Consider the following 18,804-nt stretch of genomic DNA (forward strand, 5'->3'; position numbering starts at 1 on the left):
CCGCTTCTGGTCAGCTGCCACGATAGGTTGACCATGACCAGGGGGTAACCAGAAACGGCAGATGGTAATGGCTGCCGGCTTCCGGAATCAGGAAATCGATTTGTGCGGTCAGATACAGCGACTGGCGGCCAGTGACGGCAAAATAGTCACCGGTCTCCGCCGTCAGACGATAATGGCCCGGTGTGACTGGCTCTGAGGTAAGATTTTTTAGTCGCCCGTCACTGTCTGTTTTCCCCTGTCCGATCACCGACCACCCCTCCGGAGATTGCTGTTCGAGGGTGATACTGACATCCGTGGCCGGTTTACCCAGCGCAGTGTCCAGTATATGTGTCGTAATAGTGCTCATAACAGTATCTCCTGCAAACGCAATAACGTAATCTCTCGCAACTGCCGGAGACTTTCCTGCCGTTCTGCCACTTCATTATTGCCTAAGCGGCGCTGTAACTGGGTCAGGATCTCCTGCGGGCTGCGCCCTTTCGCCCGGATCAAAAAAATACGACCAAACCGCTGTTCATAAGCACGGTTCCCCGCCGTCATCAACTGTTTTATCTGGCTGCCGGCCGACAGTACCGCTGACTGCTCAGCCCGTGATGCAGTGTGATGGGACATACTGCCTGCCGCCGTTTCACCAATCCGCGGGTGAGCACTAAGCGCCAGACATAATTCAGACTCCCCCCAGCCTTCGGTTAACCGCCTGGCCGTCGCCATCGCCTGTTGCAGGGAAAGAAACGGCCTCGCCGCCACCAGTTGCTGCTGCCACCCGGCTATTGCAACACAGCCCTCAATCACTGATTTAGCTTCTGATGGCGAAAGCTGATTAAACTGTTCAATGTTCATCAGCAAACAACCTCCCCAATCACAATAACTTATCCCGGATAATGCCCGGCAGCCACCTGCATAATCGCCTGCAGGTAAGCACGGATAGCCAGCGCCACATCATCACTAGTGACAGATTCGTCCGGATGATGGCTAATCCCCCCCGCACAGCGTACAAACAGCATCGCCACCGGCCAGCATTCGGCAATCGCAATCGCATCATGCCCGGCACCGCTGGGCAGTAACACGGACTGTCCCTGTACTTCGGCCACCGCATCACTGAATGCATCCCGCAGGCGGGGATCGCAGGCAGTGGCCGGGATCCCATAGTATTCTTCGGCGGTAAACCGCAGACCCCGCCGTTCAGCAATACGCTGACCCTCTTCAAGTAAGCACGCCTGTAATGATGCCAGCGGGCCATCTTCAGGTCCGCGGATATCCAGAGATAACCGGGCTTCTCCGGCGATAACATTGACTGCGCCGGGCTCACAGGCAATGGTCCCGACGGTTGCCACCAGCGGTGCCCCCCGCTGCTGTGTACAATTCTCGACAAATACCATCCATTCGGCCGCTGCTGCCAGAGCATCTTTGCGGTGGGTCATCGGTACCGTGCCCGCATGGCCGGCCTGACCAGTGAACTGGCAATTCAGACGCCGCGCACCATTAATCGCGGTGACAACGCCCAGAGCCAGCCCCGCCTGTTCCAGACAAGGCCCCTGTTCAATATGCAACTCAAGATAAGCGATAATCGCGTCCCGGTGACGGGCCGCAGTGGCAATCTTCGTGGCATCCAGTCCTGAGGCCTGCATAGCCTGTGCAACAGTCACTCCCTGGTGATCAGGGTGATCCACCCATGCCGCAGGCCAGCGACCGGTAATGCCTTTACTTCCCAGTAAAGTGATCCCAAACCTTGTCCCTTCTTCATCAGCGAAACCAATGACCTCGATCGCGACCGGTAAGCGAATTTGCTGTTCATTCAGCCAGCTGACCGTTTCTATTGCGCTCAGTACGCCCAGGGGGCCGTCATAACGACCGGCATTTCTTACACTGTCCAGATGCGATCCCAGTAAAATAGCCGGGGCATTGGCCGTCTGCCCTTCATAACGGCCACAAATATTCCCCACCGCATCCTGCCAGGTCTCCATTCCGGCTTGACGCATCCATTCAGCCACCTGCCGGTTAGCCCGAAAATGTTCGGCTGAAAGATATACCCGTGTTAACTGACCGTCATCCTCGCTGATAGCCGCCAAATCATCACTGCGGGCCATCACCCGTAATGCGGCCTGCCTGGCCTGAGAAGGATCTATCCGGTTATGCATGGTTGTCATCCGCCAGATAATGATCGAGGACAGTCTGTATGGCAGCTCCCCGCGGGGTGCTGAACCTGAGACTGTTCAGTACCGCTTCGAGGGCGGTCAGGGTCTGCAACACAGATTGTTTACGTGCATTATAGCCCATGGTTCCGATACGCCAGACTTTGCCATGTAACGGACCAAAGGATGTACCGATCTCGATCCCGAAATCATTCAGCATCCTAGCGCGTACTTGATCACCGTTGATCTGATCAGGGATCATCACACCCAGAACATTATTCATTTTATGTCTGATATCGCCGAATACCTGTAATCCCATGGCCTGAATACCTTTCAGCATGGCATCACCGTGCAGCCGGTGGCGGGCAATACCGGCTTCCAGCCCTTCCTGCAGAATGATTTGTGCACTTTCACGTGCACCAAACAAGGCACTGGTGGCTTCTGTATGGTGATTCAGACGTTCCGGCCCCCAGTAATCCATCACCATCCCCAGATCAAAATAATTGGAGTAGATCATCTCATCGTCACCTTCCGCATGATCGACAGTACGGATCCCCTGTTCGACACGTTTGCGCCGGCGGATCACGGCTTCCATTTCAGGACTGAGGGTGACCGGCGAGGTGCCGGAAGGACCTCCCAGGCATTTTTGCATCCCCGCAGAGACGGCATCCAGCCCCCATGCATCGACTTCCAGAGGATTTCCGCCCAGAGATGCGGTGGCATCCGTATAAAAAAGCACCCCGTATCTGCGGCAAATATCACCCAGTTCATGCAGCGGCTGCAGCATAGTGGTCGAGGTATCACCCTGCACTGTGAGTAATAACCGTGGTTTTATACGGCGAATAGCATCTTCGATTTGGTCTGCAGAAAATACCTCGCCCCACGGCACCTCTATCGTATGGACTTCGGCACGACAGCGATGGGCTATTTCACAGAGTAAATGGCCGAAGCGCCCAAAGACCGGCACCAGAACTTTATCGCCCGGCTTTATTGCCGACACCAGTATCGCTTCGATACCGGCACGTGAAGTTCCGTTAACCAACATGGTCCACTGATTTTTGGTACAAAACACCTGCCGGTACAGGGCCATCACTTCATTCATATAACCGGTCATTGCCGGGTCATACTGTCCCAATAACTGGCTGGACATCGCACGTAATACCCGCGGGTAAGCATTGATCGGACCAGGGCCCATCAGTAAACGTTGTGGCGGATTGATTTGTGAAAACGGGCTGAGATCCATAACGGGTTCCTTAACGATTGAGGTTACATATGCACCGACGAAATAAACTGTTTTAATTCTGCGGTTTCCGGATTAGCAAACAGGGTTTTACTGTCCCCCTGCTCCCGGACTTTCCCCTGATGCATAAACACCACACGGTTACCGACATTTCTGGCAAAATTCATTTCATGAGTCACCAGAATGAGTGTCATACCCTCCGCGGCTAATTGCTCCAGTACACGCAATATTTCACCGGCGCATATTTTCCTCTGGCTATCATTGAAACAAAAGATTCTTATAAATCCATGTTTGCAACTAATGTGCCAAAGTCTTTACTCAAAAAAACCGGTGACTGGCGGTTAATTATCGGTAATCCCTGCTGTACGCCCCTTTTTTCGCCCGGTGAAGACGCACAAAAACAATGCAATGCACCACAATGACGCCCCGTTATCGTCTTTCAAGCTCATCCAGTTGCTGATAGAGACCGGCTATCTTATGGATACGCTGTCTTCCGTCGGCCAGCATTTCATGAAGCAGCGCATTGGAAACTAAATTCACCAGACTCATTGCGGCACTGTAACTGTCAAATGCAGATACACTTTCCAGCGGAGCAACCAGCTGCCAGCGGGAAAGATCCTGTAATCCCGCGCCCCGTGGCTCAGTGATCAGTACCACCGGGACTGACTGGCGCTGTAGCTGTTCCAGCAACGGACGGATAATTGCCGGCCTGCGGCGAAAAGCCACCACAACGGCAACATCATGACTGCTTAAGTCGGCCAGCTCTTCAGATAACGTCTGGCCCGGTAAAGGCAGTAATACGACCTGGCTGCGTACCTGCATCAGTTGCAGGCGCAGGTGCATTGCTACCGGATATGAATTACGTAACCCGATAATAACCACCCGACGGGAATCAGCCAGCGACTGAATAACCTCACTAAATTGCAGGGGATCGATGGCGGTTGTCCAGTGGGTCAGATTGGCTATTTCCTGCTTATAATGACGGGATAACAGAGTGTTACCCTGCACTGCATCACGGTTATCCGTTAACGGCATCCCGGACTGCCGCAGAGTCCGCATTTCATCATGCATATCTTTGTATTTTTCATAACCCAGCCGTTTAAATAAACGGCTAACGGTCGCCTTGGATACACCGCTCAGTCTGGCTAGTTCTGCACTGTTGTAACTGATCACATCATCAAAATGATCAAATACAAAATCGGCCACCCGCTTCTCTTGCGGCGACAGCCGGGGGTAATGGCTTTCCAGCCGTTGATCCAGTTGTTTCATCATCACTCCTGCTGCATTTGTTAGCGCAAAACTAGCACAATTTGATCCATTGTTATTCTCCGCGAACCAAAAAGCCCGGAAACGGAACAAAAATTGCTTACCACTGACTCTCTCTGCAAGATTTGAACTGAGGAACCAATGATCCAAAGCAATATTGCCCCTAATGGCATGGCAGTGACTCCCCATCATCTGGCCAGCGAAAGCGCCCTGGCCGTATTACGTGCCGGAGGAAATGCGATAGAAGCCATGGTCGCGGCAGCGGCAACTATTGCCGTTGTGTACCCGCATATGAATGGCCTCGGAGGTGACAGTTTCTGGCTGATTGTTCCGCCTGAAGGTGATCCGATCGCTATTGATGCCAGCGGTGCTGCCGGCAGCCAGGCAACTCCCGATTTTTATGCGGGGATGACAGCGATTCCGTACCGCGGCCCGCACGCCGCCCTGACCGTCGCTGGCACCGTTAGCGGCTGGCAGGAAGCACTGGCTTTTTCTCAGGAGTCCGGATTTTCCCCGTCACCGGTCGCTGAGTTACTGAGAGATGCTATCCATTATGCCCGCCACGGGATCCCGGTAACAGAATCACAGTCTGCTGCCAGCGCCGGTAAGTTAAGTGAGCTGCAACATCAGCCCGGCTTCGCTGATATCTATTTACCACAAGGCAGGGTACCCACCCCCGGAAGCAGGTTTACACAGGAAGCACTGGCGGACACCCTGCAGGCACTGGCAGAGGATGGTCTGGACAGTTTTTACCGCGGCCCCTTATCAGAAAAAATAGCCGCAGGTATGGCTGATCTGGGCATGCCGGTGACCTTAAGGGATCTGCAACAGCATCGGGCGCAGCGTAAAAAACCGCTGCAACTGGCCCACAGTGAAGGCACACTGTATAACCTCACTCCGCCAACCCAGGGCCTTGTTTCTCTGGCCATCGCCGGGATTACTGACCGTCTGAATATGCCAGAAGCAGATGAAACCGGCAGTATTCACCGGATCGTCGAAGCAACCAAACAGGCATTCAGGTTGCGGGATCGCTATCTGACCGATCCCCGCGAAATGCGTATTGATCCACAAATGCTGCTGGAAGACAGTTATCTGGATCAGCTGGCCGGCGGGATTAACCTCAGCCATGCAACACCAGATACAGGCTGCCGTGCGCCGGGCGATACGGTCTGGATGGGAATAATCGATAACCGGGGAATGGCCGTTTCGTTTATTCAGAGTATTTACCATGAATTCGGCAGTGGTGTGGTGATCCCTGAGACCGGCATTTTATGGCAGAACCGCGGTGCCTCTTTCACCCTGCAACCGGAACAGCTACTGACACTGGCCCCGGGTAAACGTCCTTTTCATACCTTAAACCCGGCTGCTGCACGTCTGCGTGACGGCCGGGTAATGGTTTATGGATCGATGGGAGGCGACGGGCAACCCCAGACTCAGGCCACCGTATTTACCCGCTATGTCCAGCAGAAAATTCCGTTACAACAGGCGATTACTGCCCCGCGCTGGCTGCTTGGCCGGACCTGGGGGCAAACATCGGAGTCGCTGAAAATGGAGGGGCGTTTTAGTCGCGAGACCCTGCAGACCCTGAAACAGATGGGTCATGATATTGAAGTAATTGCTGACTTCAGTGAAGCCGTGGGACATGCCGGTGCCATTGTCCGGCACTGTAACGGCATGCTGGAAGGGGCATCCGATCCACGCAGTAACGGCAGTGCCGCCGGTTTTTAAGGAGAAACTGACAATGACACATCCCATTGAATGGTCAGCATATCTGACCCAAATGGAACATATCTCGGATATTGAACTGACAGAAGATCGTCGTGCAGAAGTACTGGTACAACTTACCCGTATCGCCAGGATGGCTCAGCCTCTGATGGATTACCCGCTGGATGACCGTATTGAAGTCGCAGGGGTATACCGGTTATGAATCTCAGCGAAATGACTATTAGCGCACTGCAACAGGCCAGATTACGCGGTGAAATCAGTGCCTGTGAAATCGCCAGCCACACTCTGCAGTCAATTGCGCAGCATAATCCGCAACTCAATGCCTGGACCGAAGTGACCCGTCAGCGCATGTTGCAGGAGGCCGCCGTCGTTGACCGGAACTTCCGTCAGGGAGATCACGGCAGCCCCCTGAGTGGCATACCTTACGGGGTCAAAAATCTGTTCGACGTTCAGGGATATACCACTGTCGCCGGGGCTAAGTTATTTGCTGCCCGTCCGGCCGCCCGCCAGGATGCCCGTGCCGTATCACGCCTCCGTCAGTCAGGCGCTCTGTTGTCCGGCATGCTGAATATGGATGCTTATGCCTACGGCTTCACCACCGAAAACAGCCACTACGGCCCCAGCCATAACCCGCGAGATTTACAGCGTATTGCCGGCGGTTCTTCGGGCGGATCGGCGGCGGCAGTGGCTGCAGGACTGATACCGTTTTCTCTGGGGACAGATACCAATGGATCAATACGCGTTCCTGCCGCATTATGTGGTGTTTTTGGTCTTAAACCGACCTACGGACGATTATCCCGCCAGGGTTCGCATCCGTTTGTCGCCAGCCTCGATCATATCGGCCCTTTTGCCCGTAACGTCACTGACCTGAGTCTGGTTTATGATTGCCTGCAGGGCAACGATCCTGATGATGCCTTTCAGTCGCCGCGTCCTGCGGAACCTTCATTTACACAACTTGATCACCCCGCCAGCGGCCTGAGGGTCGGTGTACTGGGGGGGTACTTTTCCCAGTGGTGTGATGAAGAATCCCGCAAGGCCGTAGCAACAGCAGCACGCGCCCTGAATGCCTCAGAAGACGTTGAGTGGGCTGATGCAGAGCTGGCCCGTTCAGCGGCATTTATTATCAGTGCCAGCGAAGGAGGGAATCATTATCTGCCGGCATTACGCCAGTTCCCTGAATTGTTCGAAATTCATTCCCGTGAACGGTTGCTGGCAGGAGCCATGCTACCCGGCAGCTGGTATGTGCAGGCACAGCGTTTCCGGCGTCATTTCTGCCAGCAGATCCTGCCATTGTTCGATAATATCGATATTCTGCTGGCCCCGGCGACGCCATGCAGTGCGACACTGATTAATCAGCAGACAATGCGTATTAATCAGCAGGACCTGCCGGTGCGCGCCAGTATGGGGATGCTGACACAGCCGGTCTCTTTCATCGGGTTACCTGTCTGCACTGTGCCCCTGCCGGCTGCCAATGGCCTGTCCGTCGGCGTCCAGATCATCGCCGCTCCTTTTAAGGAAGCCCATGCATTACAGGCCGCCAGAGCACTTGAACAGCAGAAGATCACCCTGCCTCCTTTCAGCTTCAGGAATATAACAGAATGACAGCACCCATCATTAATTCCCCGCGGGTATTACAGCAAGTCACCGCCCAGTTTTATCGCTATGAAGCAGCCCTGACCGGTAATGATATTGAAGTACTTGATGAATTATTCTGGCACAGCGCTTGTACCGTTCGGCTGGGGGCCGGAGAAAACCTGTACGGTATTGAGCAAATTCAGGCATTCCGTGCTTCACGCCCCTCCGCGAATCTTGACCGTACACTGCATAATACCGTGATCACTACCTACGGCGACGACTTTGCCGTATGCAGTACCGAATTTACCCGCATTGGCAGCGATAAAATCGGCCGGCAACAACAAAGCTGGGTGCGTTTTCCTGAAGGCTGGCGAATCGTCGCCGCCCAGGTCAGCCTGATGACATAATCTGCCGCCCCCCGCCACCACGGGGGGGCGAAGCCCTAAGGTGCAGGGTGGTGTCTGGTCCAATGCTCTGCTATTTGCTGGCGGGTACATACCCAGACATCGGGATACTGACTGATATGGTCAAGGAAACGTTGCAATGCACGAAAACGACCCGGACGGCCGAGGATCCGGCAATGCATACCAATGGACATCATTTTCGCTGCACTTTCACCTTCGGCATACAGCACGTCAAAACTGTCCCTCAGGTAAGTAAAGAAGTGATCTGCCGTATTAAATCCCTGCGGAGTCGCAAACCGCATATCATTACATTCCAGAGTATAAGGGATCACCAGGTGCTGACGGGTCTCACCTGATGTACATTGTACCGGTGTCCAGAAAGGCAGGTCATCGCCATAATTGTCACTGTCATACAAAAAGCCCCCTTCCTCGACCAGCAGCCTGCGGGTATTGGGACTGTCACGCCCGGTATACCAGCCCGAGGGTGCTTTACCGAATAATGCCGTCAGTACCTCAACTGCCTGTTGCATGTGCTGGCGTTCTGCCTCCGGCGGCATATCCTGATAATGGATCCAGCGCCAGCCATGACTGACCACATCGTAATCAGCCGCTTTAATCGCCGCAACAATCTGCGGATGTCTTGCCAGCGCCATCGCAACCCCGAAGACGGTCAGGGGTAAACCGCGCTTTACAAATTCGCCATGGATCCGCCAGAACCCGGCCCGCGAACCGTACTCATACATTGAATCCATTGACATATGCCGGTCAGGAAAACTGGCAGCACCGACAATATCGGACAGAAATTGTTCAGAACCTGCATCACCATGCCAGATATGATTTTCAGCACCTTCTTCATAATTAAGGACAAACTGTACCGCTACTCGTGCCCCGCCCGGCCATTTCACTGCCGGAGGCTGCCCCGCATAACCGATTAAATCCCGCGGATAATCATCCGTCAGACCAAATTGCTGTAGACTGTTTTTTGACATTACTGCTTTCTCCCGGCTCAGAAGAGAACCACCCTCCTCTGAAATATGTAGCAGAACAATGCAAGCTCTGTGCCAGAGAGATCTTTCTCTGGCAGAGCAGATTCAGGCAGTTACAGGTCTGCGGAAAACAGCCCGTGACAGAAGCTCTTCAGGAAGATTAAATAAGGAACAGATAATGACAATTAAACTTCGTCCGCTGGAACGGGAAGATCTGCATTTTGTCCACCAGCTGGACAATAATGCCAGTGTAATGCGTTACTGGTTTGAAGAGCCCTATGAAGCCTTTGTCGAGCTCTCAGATCTGTATAATAAACATATCCATGACCAGACCGAACGACGTTTTGTCGTCGAGCATAACAGCGAGAATGCCGGATTAGTCGAACTGGTGGAAATAAATCATGTCCACCGCAGGGCTGAATTTCAGATAATTATCGATCCGCTGCATCAGGGAAAAGGGCTGGCAAGTCAGGCGGCTAAACTGGCGATGGAGTATGGATTTTCGGTACTGAATTTGTACAAGCTTTATCTGATTGTTGATCAGGAAAACGAAAAAGCTATCCACATTTACACTAAACTCGGTTTTGAAACCGAAGGGGTGCTGAAACACGAGTTTCTCATTAACGGCGAATACCGGAATACTATCCGGATGTGTATTTTTCAGCACCAGTTTCTGGAAAAATATAAGGCCGGACGGGAACCGATGGTTATGCCTGCCGCCCGGTAATCCCTGTACCGTCAACAGCAGACGTACTCTGCTGTTGATCTTGTCAGTGCTCAGCCAAATACTCCGCTGAGATAACGCTCTAACGCCATCCGTGAGCTGAACCCATGAGGAATGCCATAATGCTGCTGGTTTTCGGCGGCCAGATATAAAGGAAATTCTTTATAGTGTTCGCAGGTTTTCATCTCTGAAGCAGGTTCAGCAAACGTCTGACTTTTTTCTTTTAAGGTCGGATGAATAACCAGTGCCGTTCTGCCGAGCCGCGCTTCCCGGTTAACATAGACATAGTTTTCACCGCGACGATATCCGTAAGCTTTAGGTGTGACCAGATCCATTTCAAATCCGGCATTTTCCAATACCCGGGCGACTTCATCCGGACGTAAATACATAGTTAATCCCCTTATATTTTTTTACCGGCTCACTGTAGCCCGGCAAGAAAAACTTGTAGCTCAGACCATTCGGAATTTTCTCGGTCTGCCTGCAAAATGCCAATAGCTGGCTATAATTATTAACCGGAACCGGAAATAACGGAGATAAAAATGGCAACTGAAGCAGAGAAATCACAGATTAATAAAAGTGAACTGGAAATTGGTGAACTGGCGGACAGTCTTGAAGCACTGCTGAATTCGTACAGCGATGACGCAAAAGACGGTTTAGAGGACGCCCGTAAAAATGCTGAACGATTACTGAAAAAAGCCCGGACCTCTCTGGATGACGGTCAGGAAAAGTTAAAAGATAAGTTTTGCCAGTCCGGATGCAGCGTTGATAGCTGGGTACGCGAGAACCCGCTGCCGGCAACCGGCATAGGTGCTGCGCTGGGGGTTGTATTCGGCTTTCTGCTGGCAAAACGCTGAGCGCTCAGGATTTAGCCTGACCGGCCCGTCACTCTGCCGGTCACGTCACCTGCTCTGATAAACGACAGGGCATGATATTAGCGCCCTGTCGTCTAATCTTTGCCTGTATATTTGCGATACTGACCCTCTGTCATCGGCTCCGCACGGTCTGACTGCCGTCCTGCATCATTGCTGTTATTCAGGCTGCCATCACCCCCTATGCTGACCACCCAGGCCCCCTGTGATCATTTTATTTTTCTGTCCGTCCTGTGAGCAAGTGCGGGAACCCCCCTCGAAATACCATATATTGTGTGTGTTGATATATTTAAAATCCAGATATAGTATCTTCAGCAGGGATGGTGATGCAAACCCTGCTATCTCTCAGGTGCGTTCTCTCCGGTGCTTTTTTTAACCCACAGATGAGAATGAGAATCACAATAATACTGATTGATAGTAAAACCAAGAGCACCAGGCCATAGCGCCAGCATAAAGGAGATCATAACCAGTGTTTCCGTTGATTTACTTTTCCAGTCGTTCTGAAAATACCCATCGTTTCGTACAGCGGCTGGGGCTCGAGGCATACCGCATCCCGCTGGACAACCCCGTCAGCTTTGCGGTAACACGCCCTTTCCTGCTGGTTGTACCAAGCTATGGGGGTGGAGAGATACGGGGCAGTGTGCCTCGACAGGTTATTCACTTTTTAAATAATCCGGATTACCGGAAATATCTGTGCGGGGTTATCGGGACCGGAAATCGTAACTTTGGCGCCGGTTACTGTCTGGCGGCAAAGATTATCGCAAGAAAATGTGCTGTTCCCTGTATCAGCAATACAGAGCTGCTGGGCACAGCCGAAGATTTAATTAACGTTCGTCGCGGAGTCGAGAAATTATGGCAACAATATACCCAACCCTAACCCCGGCAGAAGATTTTCACGCGCTGAATGCGATGCTGAACCTCTACGATGCACAGGGAAATATCCCTTTTGAAAAAGATCAGCAGGCTGCTGATCTTTATACCCGTGAACATATTGCTGCACAGACCCGCCATTTTTCAGGTATTGCTGAACGGCTGCGTTATCTGGCGGATGAGGGTTATTACGATGCCGGTGTTTTTAATCAGTATCCGTTGCGTTTCATTACCGATCTCCACCAGCAGGCGGAACAGGCAGGCCACCGGTTTACCACCTTCCTCGGCGCACTGAAATTTTATCAGAGCTATGCTCTGAAAACCTTCGATGGCAGCCAGTATCTTGAGAACTTCCCCCAGCGTTGTTGTATGGTGGCATTAACCCTTGCCCGCGGAAATCAGCAACTGGCGACCGATATACTGCATGATATTTTGCAGGGGCGCTTTCAGCCGGCGACACCGACCTTTCTGAATTGCGGTAAACAACAACGGGGAGAGTTTGTCTCCTGTTTTCTGTTACGCATTGAAGACAATATGGAATCGATTGGCCGGGCGGTGAACTCTGCACTGCAACTTTCACGACGCGGCGGCGGTGTCGCATTTTGTCTGAGTAATTTAAGAGAACAGGGCGCGCCGATCAAAAAAATAGCCCGTCAGTCTTCCGGGGTGATTCCGGTGATGAAGATACTGGAAGATGCCTTCTCATATGCTAATCAGCTGGGTGCTCGCCAGGGCGCGGGGGCCGTATGGCTGCATGCTCATCATCCGGATATTTTACCTTTCCTCGACACTAAGCGGGAAAATGCAGACGAAAAAACGCGGATCAAAAGCCTGTCTCTGGGCGTTGTATTACCGGATATAACCTTCCGTCTCGCCAGAGAAAACCAGTCTATGGCTTTATTTTCGCCTTATGATATCCAGCGGGTGTATGGCAAAGCCTTCGCCGATATCAGTATCAATGAACAGTATCATCAATTGGTCGCCGACCATCGGATCCGTAAAACCTATATTTCTGCCCGTGGATTATTCCAGACTCTGGCCGCTATCCAGTGTGAGTCTGGTTATCCGTACCTGATGTTTGAAGATACGGTTAACCGGCACAATCCCCTGCCCGGACGGATCAATATGAGTAATCTGTGCTCGGAAATCCTGCAGGTGAATCAGGCCAGTGAATACCATGAAGATGGAAGTTATCGTGAAACAGGGAAAGATATTTCCTGTAATCTCGGATCCCTGAATATCGCCAACGTGATGGATGCCGGCAGGTTAGAACAAACAGTTAACGTGGCTGTCAGGGCATTAACTGCCGTCTCGGACATGAGTGAGATCAATGCAGTCCCTTCGGTGGCAGCCGGTAACCGGGCTTCCCATGCGATCGGTCTGGGTCAAATGAACCTGCATGGGTATCTGGCACGTGAGGGGATCCTCTACGGCTCACCAGAGGCTCTCGATTTCACTAACCTCTACTTTTATTGCATTGCCTATTATGCCATCAAAACCTCCTGCGAAATTGCCTGCCAGCGTCAGCAGCGTTTCAGTGGTTTTGAACAGTCAGCCTATGCCAGTGGCCATTTTTTTGACAAATATACCGAACGTCGCTGGCTGCCACGTACCGAAACAGCCGCGGCACTGTTTCGTAAGGCAGGTATAACCCTGCCTGATTGTGATGACTGGCTGCGTCTGAAACAGCAAGTGATGGCCTGCGGCCTGTATCACAGTAATTTACAGGCCGTCCCGCCAACCGGATCAATCTCTTACATAAACCACGCAACGTCGAGTATCCACCCGATTGCCGCCAGGATAGAGATTCGTAAAGAAGGAAAACTCGGGCGGGTGTACTACCCGGCGCCTTATCTGACAAACGAAAATCAGGCTTACTATGCCGATGCGTATCAGATTGGCCCGCAGGCGATTATCGATACTTATGCCGAAGCAACACAACATGTCGACCAGGGGCTGTCACTGACACTCTTTTTCAATGCCGATGTCACGACCCGTGATATTAACAAAGCGCAGATTTACGCCTGGAAAAAAGGGATCAAGACCCTGTATTACATCAGACTCCGTCAGACAGCACTAAAAGGGACTGAACTGCAAGGTTGTGTCGCCTGTGCACTGTAACCAGAAAAGAGAATATATTATGCGAAATATGACACAGGTTCAGGCAATTAACTGGAACCGTCTTGAAGATGACAAAGATCTGGAAGTCTGGAACCGGCTAACCAGTAATTTCTGGCTGCCGGAAAAAATTCCCCTGTCCAATGATAAGACCAGCTGGCAAACCCTGAGTCCTGCCATCCAGACGCTGACCCTGCGGGTCTTTACCGGTCTGACACTACTGGATACGCTGCAAAATACTATCGGTGCCGTGGCAATGATGGCTGATGCTGTGACGCCTCACGAAGAAGCTGTTTTTTCCAACATCTGCTTTATGGAAGCCGTCCATGCCCGCTCATACAGTTCTGTATTTTCCACACTTTGTCACTCTGCGGATGTCGATAACGCTTATCTCTGGAGTGAGAGTAACCCGGCGTTGCAGGACAAAGCAGCAATAATTCTGCAGAATTATTGTGCAGATAACCCGCTGAAAAAGAAAATTGCCAGTGTTTTCCTCGAGTCTTTTTTATTCTACTCTGGATTCTGGTTACCGATGCATCTGTCCAGCCGCGGGCAGCTGACCAACACAGCAGATCTTATCCGTTTAATTATCCGCGATGAGGCGGTCCACGGCTATTATATTGGTTATAAATATCAGCAACAATTGCAACAATTGTCCACACAACAACAGGATGAATTACAACAGTATGCACGGGAATTATTACAGCAGTTATATCATAATGAACTGGAATATACAGACCAGCTGTATGGGGAAACTTGCTGGTGTGATGAAGTAAAGATGTTCCTGCGCTATAACGCTAACAAAGCACTAATGAACCTTGGCTATGAGGCATTATTTTCTGCCAACGAAAGCCATGTCAGTCCGGAGATTCTTACCGCATTATCTCCAAATGCAGATGAAAATCATGATTTTTTCTCCGGATCTGGTTCATCTTACGTCATAGGAAATATGACAGTTACCGAAGATGACGACTGGAATTTCTGATCAAAAATAACGGGGATATCTTCCCCGTTATTTCCTGAAAAAACGTATCCGCCCCTCTGAAATAACAGGGAAATGAAAAAATAATAATAGCGAAAATCCTGTGCCCGCAGCACTTTATTTCCCCTCCGCCAGAGAAGAAGTACCGTACTTTATTATTAACAATGAATTAACCACAACAGTCAAATAATCATCACTCATGGTATTTCTTCTTATCCCTTGATATCACTGGCATCAGCCGGAATATCAGTCACTTTCAGAGTCAAAATATTTAAATCAAGGGTTGTCAGATAATCTCAGTATGGTACGGTTAAATACGTATATCACCCTCCGGACACCATAACCCCATGAAAAAATAAATATAACTCAGGATAATACGACTGAATGGCAATTAAACTCGAAGTAAAAAATCTTTATAAAATTTTCGGTGACCACCCGGGCAAAGCGTTTAAATATCTTGAACGGGGACTCAACAAAGAACATATTCTGGAAAAAACAGGGCTGTCTGTTGGCGTCAACAATGCCAGTCTGGCCATTGAAGAAGGCGAGATATTTGTGATCATGGGATTATCCGGTTCGGGTAAATCCACTATGGTTCGCCTTCTCAATCGTCTGATCGAGCCCACTCGCGGTCAGGTTCTTATCGACGGACTGGATATCGCTAAAATTCCGGAATCCCAGCTAAGAGATATTCGTCGCAGTAAAATCAGTATGGTCTTCCAGTCTTTCGCATTAATGCCACATATGACGGTACTTAATAATTCCGCATTTGGTATGGAACTGGCGGGTATTCCGTTACAGGAACGCGAAGAAAAGGCACTGGAAGCTCTGAAACAGGTCGGGCTGGAAAAATACGCTCACTCCTGGCCGGACGAATTATCCGGAGGTATGCGTCAGCGCGTCGGGCTGGCTCGTGCACTGGCAATAAACCCGGATATCTTATTAATGGATGAGGCATTCTCAGCCCTCGACCCGTTAATCAGAACCGAAATGCAGGACGAATTAATCAAATTACAAACCCGTCAGCAACGTACCATTGTTTTTATTTCTCATGACCTTGATGAAGCAATGCGTATCGGTGACCGGATTGCAATTATGCAAAATGGTGAAGTTGTTCAGGTAGGTACTCCGGATGAGATCCTGAATAACCCGGCCAATGATTATGTGAAAACATTTTTCCGTGGTGTCGATATTAGCCAGGTATTCAGTGCGAAAGATATCGCCCGCCGCGGAGCAAATACGCTAATGCGTAAAGCTCCCGGTTTTGGTCCGCGTACTGCATTACAATTATTACGTGATCAGGATCGGGAATATGGTTATGTACTGGATAAGCAAAAATTTGCCGGTATTGTCTCGGGTGATTCGTTACAACAAGCCCTGGATTCCGGATCTCCGCTGGAAAGTGCTTTTCTTAATTCCCCGGATCCTATTCCTGCTGCAACACCGCTGAATGAAATATTCTCCCATGTGGCCGCCGCACCCTGTGCTGTTCCGGTCACCGACGAAGATAACCAATATATCGGCATAATTTCAAAAAGCAGTCTGTTACGGGCTCTGGATCGCGAGGGAAATGAGTAATGAGTAAACCAGATAATAATCCATGGGGTGACAGCGCATCATCCGGCAGCACTTCTGCCGCACCGGCGACAACCGGCAGCAGTGACCCCTGGTCATCCTCTCCTCCGGCTTCCGGGTCCGGCGGCACTGGTTCTGCAGATGCCTGGGGCTCTGCGGGTAACAGCGGCGGTCATGATGCCGCAACATCCGCTAATGACTGGCTGAATACGCCGCCACCGGTTACCCATGAACATTTTAATATTATGGATCCCTTCCATAAAACGTTAATCCCGCTGGATAGCTGGGTTACCCATGCGATTGACTGGGTGGTCGGTAATTTCCGTCCTGTATTCCAGGGCATTCGTGTGCCGGTGGACTTTATCCTCAGCACCTTCCAGCACTTGCTGACAGCAATGCCATCTCCGGTCGCGATACTTATTTTTACCCTTATCGCCTGGCAGATGACCAACCCCGGTATGGGCATTGCCACCCTGGCATCACTGGTGATTATCGGTGCTATCGGTGCCTGGAGTGATGCGATGGTGACTTTGTCACTGGTATTAACCTCATTACTGTTCTGTGTGGTTATCGGTTTACCGGTGGGAATATGGCTGGCGCGTAGTGATCGGGCGGCAAAAATTATCCGTCCGTTCCTTGATGCGATGCAGACAACTCCGGCCTTCGTTTACCTGGTCCCGATTGTGATGCTGTTTGGTATCGGTAATGTTCCCGGAGTGGTTGTCACCATTATTTTTGCACTGCCGCCAATTATCAGGCTGACTATTCTGGGGATTAAACAGGTTCCTGCCGATCTGATTGAAGCGAGTGAATCTTTTGGTGCCAGCCCGCGACAGATGCTATTCAAGGTACAGCTGCCGCTGGCGATGCCCACCATTATGGCCGGTGTTAACCAGACACTGATGCTTTCTTTGTCGATGGTTGTTATTGCATCAATGATTGCCGTCGGGGGCCTGGGCCAGATGGTACTGCGCGGCATTGGTCGCCTGGACATGGGACTGGCAACAGTCGGCGGTGTCGGTATTGTTATCCTGGCGATTATTCTTGACCGCCTGACACAGTCTGTCGGTAAAGATAAACGTACCCGTCCCCAACGCCACTGGTATCTGACCGGCCCTGTTGGTCTGCTGCTGCGTCCTTTTGTAAAAAGTTCACCCGCTAAATAACCGACGGATGCCCGCGCAGTGCGGGCATCCATCGCACAATGAGGAATGACTATGCGTAAGTTAATTATGACAGCAACCACTCTGACCCTGCTGATGGCTGGTCAGAGTTATGCCGCCAGCCTGCCGGGCGAAGGGATCACCGTTAAACCGGTACAGAGCACTATCAGCGGCGAAACCTTTCAGACGCTGCTGGTCAGCCGTGCGCTGGAAAAACTGGGCTATAAAGTTGATGCGCCCGATGAAGTTGATTATAACGTCGGCTATACCTCAATTGCCTCCGGTGATGCGACCTTTACCGCCGTCAACTGGCAACCACTGCATGATGATATGTATCTTGCTGCGGGCGGCGATAAGGTCTTTTATCGGGAAGGTACCTACGTTACCGGCGCGGCTCAGGGTTATCTGATTGATAAAAAAACCGCTGAGAAATATCACATCACGAATATTGAACAACTGAAAGATCCGAAAATCGCCAGACTGTTTGATGCCAACGGTGACGGTAAAGCTGATCTGACGGGTTGTACCCCGGGCTGGGGTTGTGAAGCAGTCATTAACCATCAGGTAAAAGCATACCAGCTGGAAAATACGGTCCAGGCAAATATGGGTAACTATTCGGCGATGATGGCGGATACGATTGCCCGTTATAAACAGGGTAAACCTATCCTTTATTATACCTGGACACCTTACTGGGTGAGTGACGTTCTGAAACCGGGCCGTGATGTGGTCTGGCTGCAGGTGCCATTCTCCTCACTGCCTGGCGCCCAGAAAAATGTCGATACCAAACTGCCTAACGGTGCCAACTACGGTTTCCCTGTAAATACCATGCATATTGTTGCCAACAAAGCATGGGCAGAGAAAAACCCGGCAGCAGCCAGACTGTTCGCTGAAATGAAGCTGCCGCTGGCGGATATTAATGCCCAGAATGCCCGAATGAATGCTGGCGAAAGCAGCGATGCTGATGTTAATCGTCAGGTTGATGGCTGGATCCACGCCCATCAGGCAGTATTTAACCAATGGATTAATGATGCTTTAGCCGCCGCTAAATCCTGATCCACGGGTCATCATTTCCAGGGGCAGCTTCGGCTGTCCTTTTTATATCTCCTCTCCTGTTGCTGTTATCCGTTTTCCTTTATCGCAGCCTTCACCAGTCCGCGCCGGATCGCACATTCCTGCCA

19 protein-coding genes and 1 pseudogene are annotated in these 18,804 nt (G+C 51.2%); 12 read left to right on the forward strand and 8 right to left on the reverse strand.

From position 1 onward, the window contains the following. Positions 1-10: 10 nt before the first annotated feature. The 6 genes and pseudogenes from uraH to JK198_RS13440 form a co-directional block, all read right to left on the reverse strand. Positions 11-346 carry a hydroxyisourate hydrolase gene (gene uraH, locus JK198_RS13415; protein WP_212708791.1) on the reverse strand — a complete coding sequence of 112 codons (336 nt, stop codon included), beginning with the start codon at positions 344-346 and terminating at the stop codon, positions 11-13. After that, on the reverse strand, positions 343-837 hold the full coding sequence (uraD, locus tag JK198_RS13420; RefSeq protein ID WP_212708792.1) for a 2-oxo-4-hydroxy-4-carboxy-5-ureidoimidazoline decarboxylase: 495 nt from the start codon (positions 835-837) through the stop codon (positions 343-345). Before uraD ends, uraH begins: the two co-directional genes overlap by 4 nt. 29 nt (positions 838-866) lie before the next feature. After that, positions 867-2,135, reverse strand: coding sequence for an allantoate amidohydrolase (gene hpxK, locus JK198_RS13425; protein ID WP_212710741.1), 1,269 nt, complete (start codon positions 2,133-2,135; stop codon positions 867-869). Beyond that, positions 2,128-3,372, reverse strand: coding sequence for an alanine--glyoxylate aminotransferase family protein (locus JK198_RS13430; protein WP_212708794.1), 1,245 nt, complete (start codon positions 3,370-3,372; stop codon positions 2,128-2,130). Before JK198_RS13430 ends, hpxK begins: the two co-directional genes overlap by 8 nt. A 23-nt stretch (positions 3,373-3,395) precedes the next feature. Continuing rightward, positions 3,396-3,605 (reverse strand): annotated as a pseudogene (locus JK198_RS13435) (amino acid ABC transporter ATP-binding protein); the annotation flags it as partial. A 193-nt stretch (positions 3,606-3,798) separates the two neighbouring features. After that, positions 3,799-4,638 carry a MurR/RpiR family transcriptional regulator gene (locus tag JK198_RS13440; RefSeq protein WP_212708820.1) on the reverse strand — a complete coding sequence of 280 codons (840 nt, stop codon included), beginning with the start codon at positions 4,636-4,638 and terminating at the stop codon, positions 3,799-3,801. A gap of 138 nt (positions 4,639-4,776) precedes the next feature. Here JK198_RS13440 and JK198_RS13445 point away from each other — a divergent pair, with 138 nt between their 5' ends. From JK198_RS13445 to hpxZ, 4 genes are read left to right on the forward strand one after another with little or no spacing between them, the layout of a single operon-like run. Next, positions 4,777-6,363 carry a gamma-glutamyltransferase family protein gene (locus JK198_RS13445; protein WP_212710742.1) on the forward strand — a complete coding sequence of 529 codons (1,587 nt, stop codon included), beginning with the start codon at positions 4,777-4,779 and terminating at the stop codon, positions 6,361-6,363. Positions 6,364-6,376: 13 nt separating this feature from the next. After that, positions 6,377-6,562: an oxalurate catabolism protein HpxX gene (gene hpxX, locus JK198_RS13450; RefSeq protein WP_212708796.1), complete on the forward strand. Its 186-nt coding sequence runs from the start codon at positions 6,377-6,379 to the stop codon at positions 6,560-6,562. Continuing rightward, complete coding sequence (locus tag JK198_RS13455) at positions 6,559-7,962, forward strand: AtzE family amidohydrolase (RefSeq protein ID WP_212710743.1); 1,404 nt, start codon at positions 6,559-6,561, stop codon at positions 7,960-7,962. Before hpxX ends, JK198_RS13455 begins: the two co-directional genes overlap by 4 nt. After that, on the forward strand, positions 7,959-8,342 hold the full coding sequence (hpxZ, locus tag JK198_RS13460) for an oxalurate catabolism protein HpxZ (protein WP_212708798.1): 384 nt from the start codon (positions 7,959-7,961) through the stop codon (positions 8,340-8,342). The genes JK198_RS13455 and hpxZ overlap by 4 nt, the downstream gene beginning before the upstream one ends. Positions 8,343-8,377: 35 nt before the next feature. Here hpxZ and puuE read toward each other — a convergent pair whose 3' ends face one another. After that, positions 8,378-9,328, reverse strand: coding sequence for an allantoinase PuuE (puuE, locus tag JK198_RS13465; protein WP_212708799.1), 951 nt, complete (start codon positions 9,326-9,328; stop codon positions 8,378-8,380). Positions 9,329-9,503: 175 nt separating this feature from the next. Here puuE and speG point away from each other — a divergent pair, with 175 nt between their 5' ends. Next, positions 9,504-10,052 (forward strand): spermidine N1-acetyltransferase, encoded by a 549-nt coding sequence (gene speG, locus JK198_RS13470; protein ID WP_212710744.1) that lies wholly within the window; start codon positions 9,504-9,506, stop codon positions 10,050-10,052. 50 nt (positions 10,053-10,102) lie between these two features. Here speG and JK198_RS13475 read toward each other — a convergent pair whose 3' ends face one another. Then, positions 10,103-10,438 carry a DUF2002 family protein gene (locus tag JK198_RS13475; protein ID WP_212708801.1) on the reverse strand — a complete coding sequence of 112 codons (336 nt, stop codon included), beginning with the start codon at positions 10,436-10,438 and terminating at the stop codon, positions 10,103-10,105. A gap of 150 nt (positions 10,439-10,588) precedes the next feature. On the opposite strand from JK198_RS13475, the gene JK198_RS13480 reads away from it, so the two are divergent. The 7 genes from JK198_RS13480 to proX all read left to right on the forward strand — a co-directional run bounded on the left by JK198_RS13480 (position 10,589) and on the right by proX (position 18,679). Next, positions 10,589-10,903, forward strand: coding sequence for a DUF883 family protein (locus tag JK198_RS13480; protein ID WP_212708802.1), 315 nt, complete (start codon positions 10,589-10,591; stop codon positions 10,901-10,903). Positions 10,904-11,387: 484 nt separating this feature from the next. Beyond that, positions 11,388-11,795, forward strand: coding sequence for a class Ib ribonucleoside-diphosphate reductase assembly flavoprotein NrdI (gene nrdI, locus JK198_RS13485; protein WP_212708803.1), 408 nt, complete (start codon positions 11,388-11,390; stop codon positions 11,793-11,795). Next, a complete protein-coding gene (gene nrdE / locus JK198_RS13490; protein WP_212708804.1) occupies positions 11,771-13,909 on the forward strand; it encodes a class 1b ribonucleoside-diphosphate reductase subunit alpha in 2,139 nt (712 codons plus the stop codon). Before nrdI ends, nrdE begins: the two co-directional genes overlap by 25 nt. A 19-nt stretch (positions 13,910-13,928) precedes the next feature. After that, positions 13,929-14,891, forward strand: coding sequence for a class 1b ribonucleoside-diphosphate reductase subunit beta (gene nrdF / locus JK198_RS13495; protein WP_212710745.1), 963 nt, complete (start codon positions 13,929-13,931; stop codon positions 14,889-14,891). 381 nt (positions 14,892-15,272) lie between these two features. Next, complete coding sequence (gene proV / locus JK198_RS13500; RefSeq protein ID WP_212708806.1) at positions 15,273-16,466, forward strand: glycine betaine/L-proline ABC transporter ATP-binding protein ProV; 1,194 nt, start codon at positions 15,273-15,275, stop codon at positions 16,464-16,466. Further along, positions 16,466-17,629 (forward strand): glycine betaine/L-proline ABC transporter permease ProW, encoded by a 1,164-nt coding sequence (gene proW, locus JK198_RS13505; protein ID WP_212708807.1) that lies wholly within the window; start codon positions 16,466-16,468, stop codon positions 17,627-17,629. The genes proV and proW overlap by 1 nt, the downstream gene beginning before the upstream one ends. 51 nt (positions 17,630-17,680) lie before the next feature. Beyond that, positions 17,681-18,679 carry a glycine betaine/L-proline ABC transporter substrate-binding protein ProX gene (proX, locus tag JK198_RS13510; RefSeq protein WP_212708808.1) on the forward strand — a complete coding sequence of 333 codons (999 nt, stop codon included), beginning with the start codon at positions 17,681-17,683 and terminating at the stop codon, positions 18,677-18,679. Positions 18,680-18,804: the final 125 nt, after the last annotated feature.

This window comes from Tatumella sp. JGM91 (genome assembly GCF_018257575.1).
GTDB classification, from domain to species: Bacteria; Pseudomonadota; Gammaproteobacteria; order Enterobacterales; family Enterobacteriaceae; genus Tatumella; species Tatumella punctata.

What these genes read in the sequence shown, in the direction of transcription:
- hpxK (WP_212710741.1), bottom strand. Translation starts at nt 2,135, where the DNA reads ATGCATAACCGGATAGATCCTTCTCAGGCCAGGCAGGCCGCATTACGG.
- JK198_RS13445 (WP_212710742.1), top strand. Translation starts at nt 4,777, where the DNA reads ATGATCCAAAGCAATATTGCCCCTAATGGCATGGCAGTGACTCCCCAT.
- speG (WP_212710744.1), top strand. Translation starts at nt 9,504, where the DNA reads ATGACAATTAAACTTCGTCCGCTGGAACGGGAAGATCTGCATTTTGTC.
- JK198_RS13440 (WP_212708820.1), bottom strand. Translation starts at nt 4,638, where the DNA reads ATGAAACAACTGGATCAACGGCTGGAAAGCCATTACCCCCGGCTGTCG.
- puuE (WP_212708799.1), bottom strand. Translation starts at nt 9,328, where the DNA reads ATGTCAAAAAACAGTCTACAGCAATTTGGTCTGACGGATGATTATCCG.
- proX (WP_212708808.1), top strand. Translation starts at nt 17,681, where the DNA reads ATGCGTAAGTTAATTATGACAGCAACCACTCTGACCCTGCTGATGGCT.
- JK198_RS13480 (WP_212708802.1), top strand. Translation starts at nt 10,589, where the DNA reads ATGGCAACTGAAGCAGAGAAATCACAGATTAATAAAAGTGAACTGGAA.
- nrdE (WP_212708804.1), top strand. Translation starts at nt 11,771, where the DNA reads ATGGCAACAATATACCCAACCCTAACCCCGGCAGAAGATTTTCACGCG.
- JK198_RS13475 (WP_212708801.1), bottom strand. Translation starts at nt 10,438, where the DNA reads ATGTATTTACGTCCGGATGAAGTCGCCCGGGTATTGGAAAATGCCGGA.
- hpxZ (WP_212708798.1), top strand. Translation starts at nt 7,959, where the DNA reads ATGACAGCACCCATCATTAATTCCCCGCGGGTATTACAGCAAGTCACC.
- uraH (WP_212708791.1), bottom strand. Translation starts at nt 346, where the DNA reads ATGAGCACTATTACGACACATATACTGGACACTGCGCTGGGTAAACCG.
- hpxX (WP_212708796.1), top strand. Translation starts at nt 6,377, where the DNA reads ATGACACATCCCATTGAATGGTCAGCATATCTGACCCAAATGGAACAT.
- JK198_RS13430 (WP_212708794.1), bottom strand. Translation starts at nt 3,372, where the DNA reads ATGGATCTCAGCCCGTTTTCACAAATCAATCCGCCACAACGTTTACTG.
- proV (WP_212708806.1), top strand. Translation starts at nt 15,273, where the DNA reads ATGGCAATTAAACTCGAAGTAAAAAATCTTTATAAAATTTTCGGTGAC.
- uraD (WP_212708792.1), bottom strand. Translation starts at nt 837, where the DNA reads ATGAACATTGAACAGTTTAATCAGCTTTCGCCATCAGAAGCTAAATCA.
- nrdF (WP_212710745.1), top strand. Translation starts at nt 13,929, where the DNA reads ATGCGAAATATGACACAGGTTCAGGCAATTAACTGGAACCGTCTTGAA.
- proW (WP_212708807.1), top strand. Translation starts at nt 16,466, where the DNA reads ATGAGTAAACCAGATAATAATCCATGGGGTGACAGCGCATCATCCGGC.
- JK198_RS13455 (WP_212710743.1), top strand. Translation starts at nt 6,559, where the DNA reads ATGAATCTCAGCGAAATGACTATTAGCGCACTGCAACAGGCCAGATTA.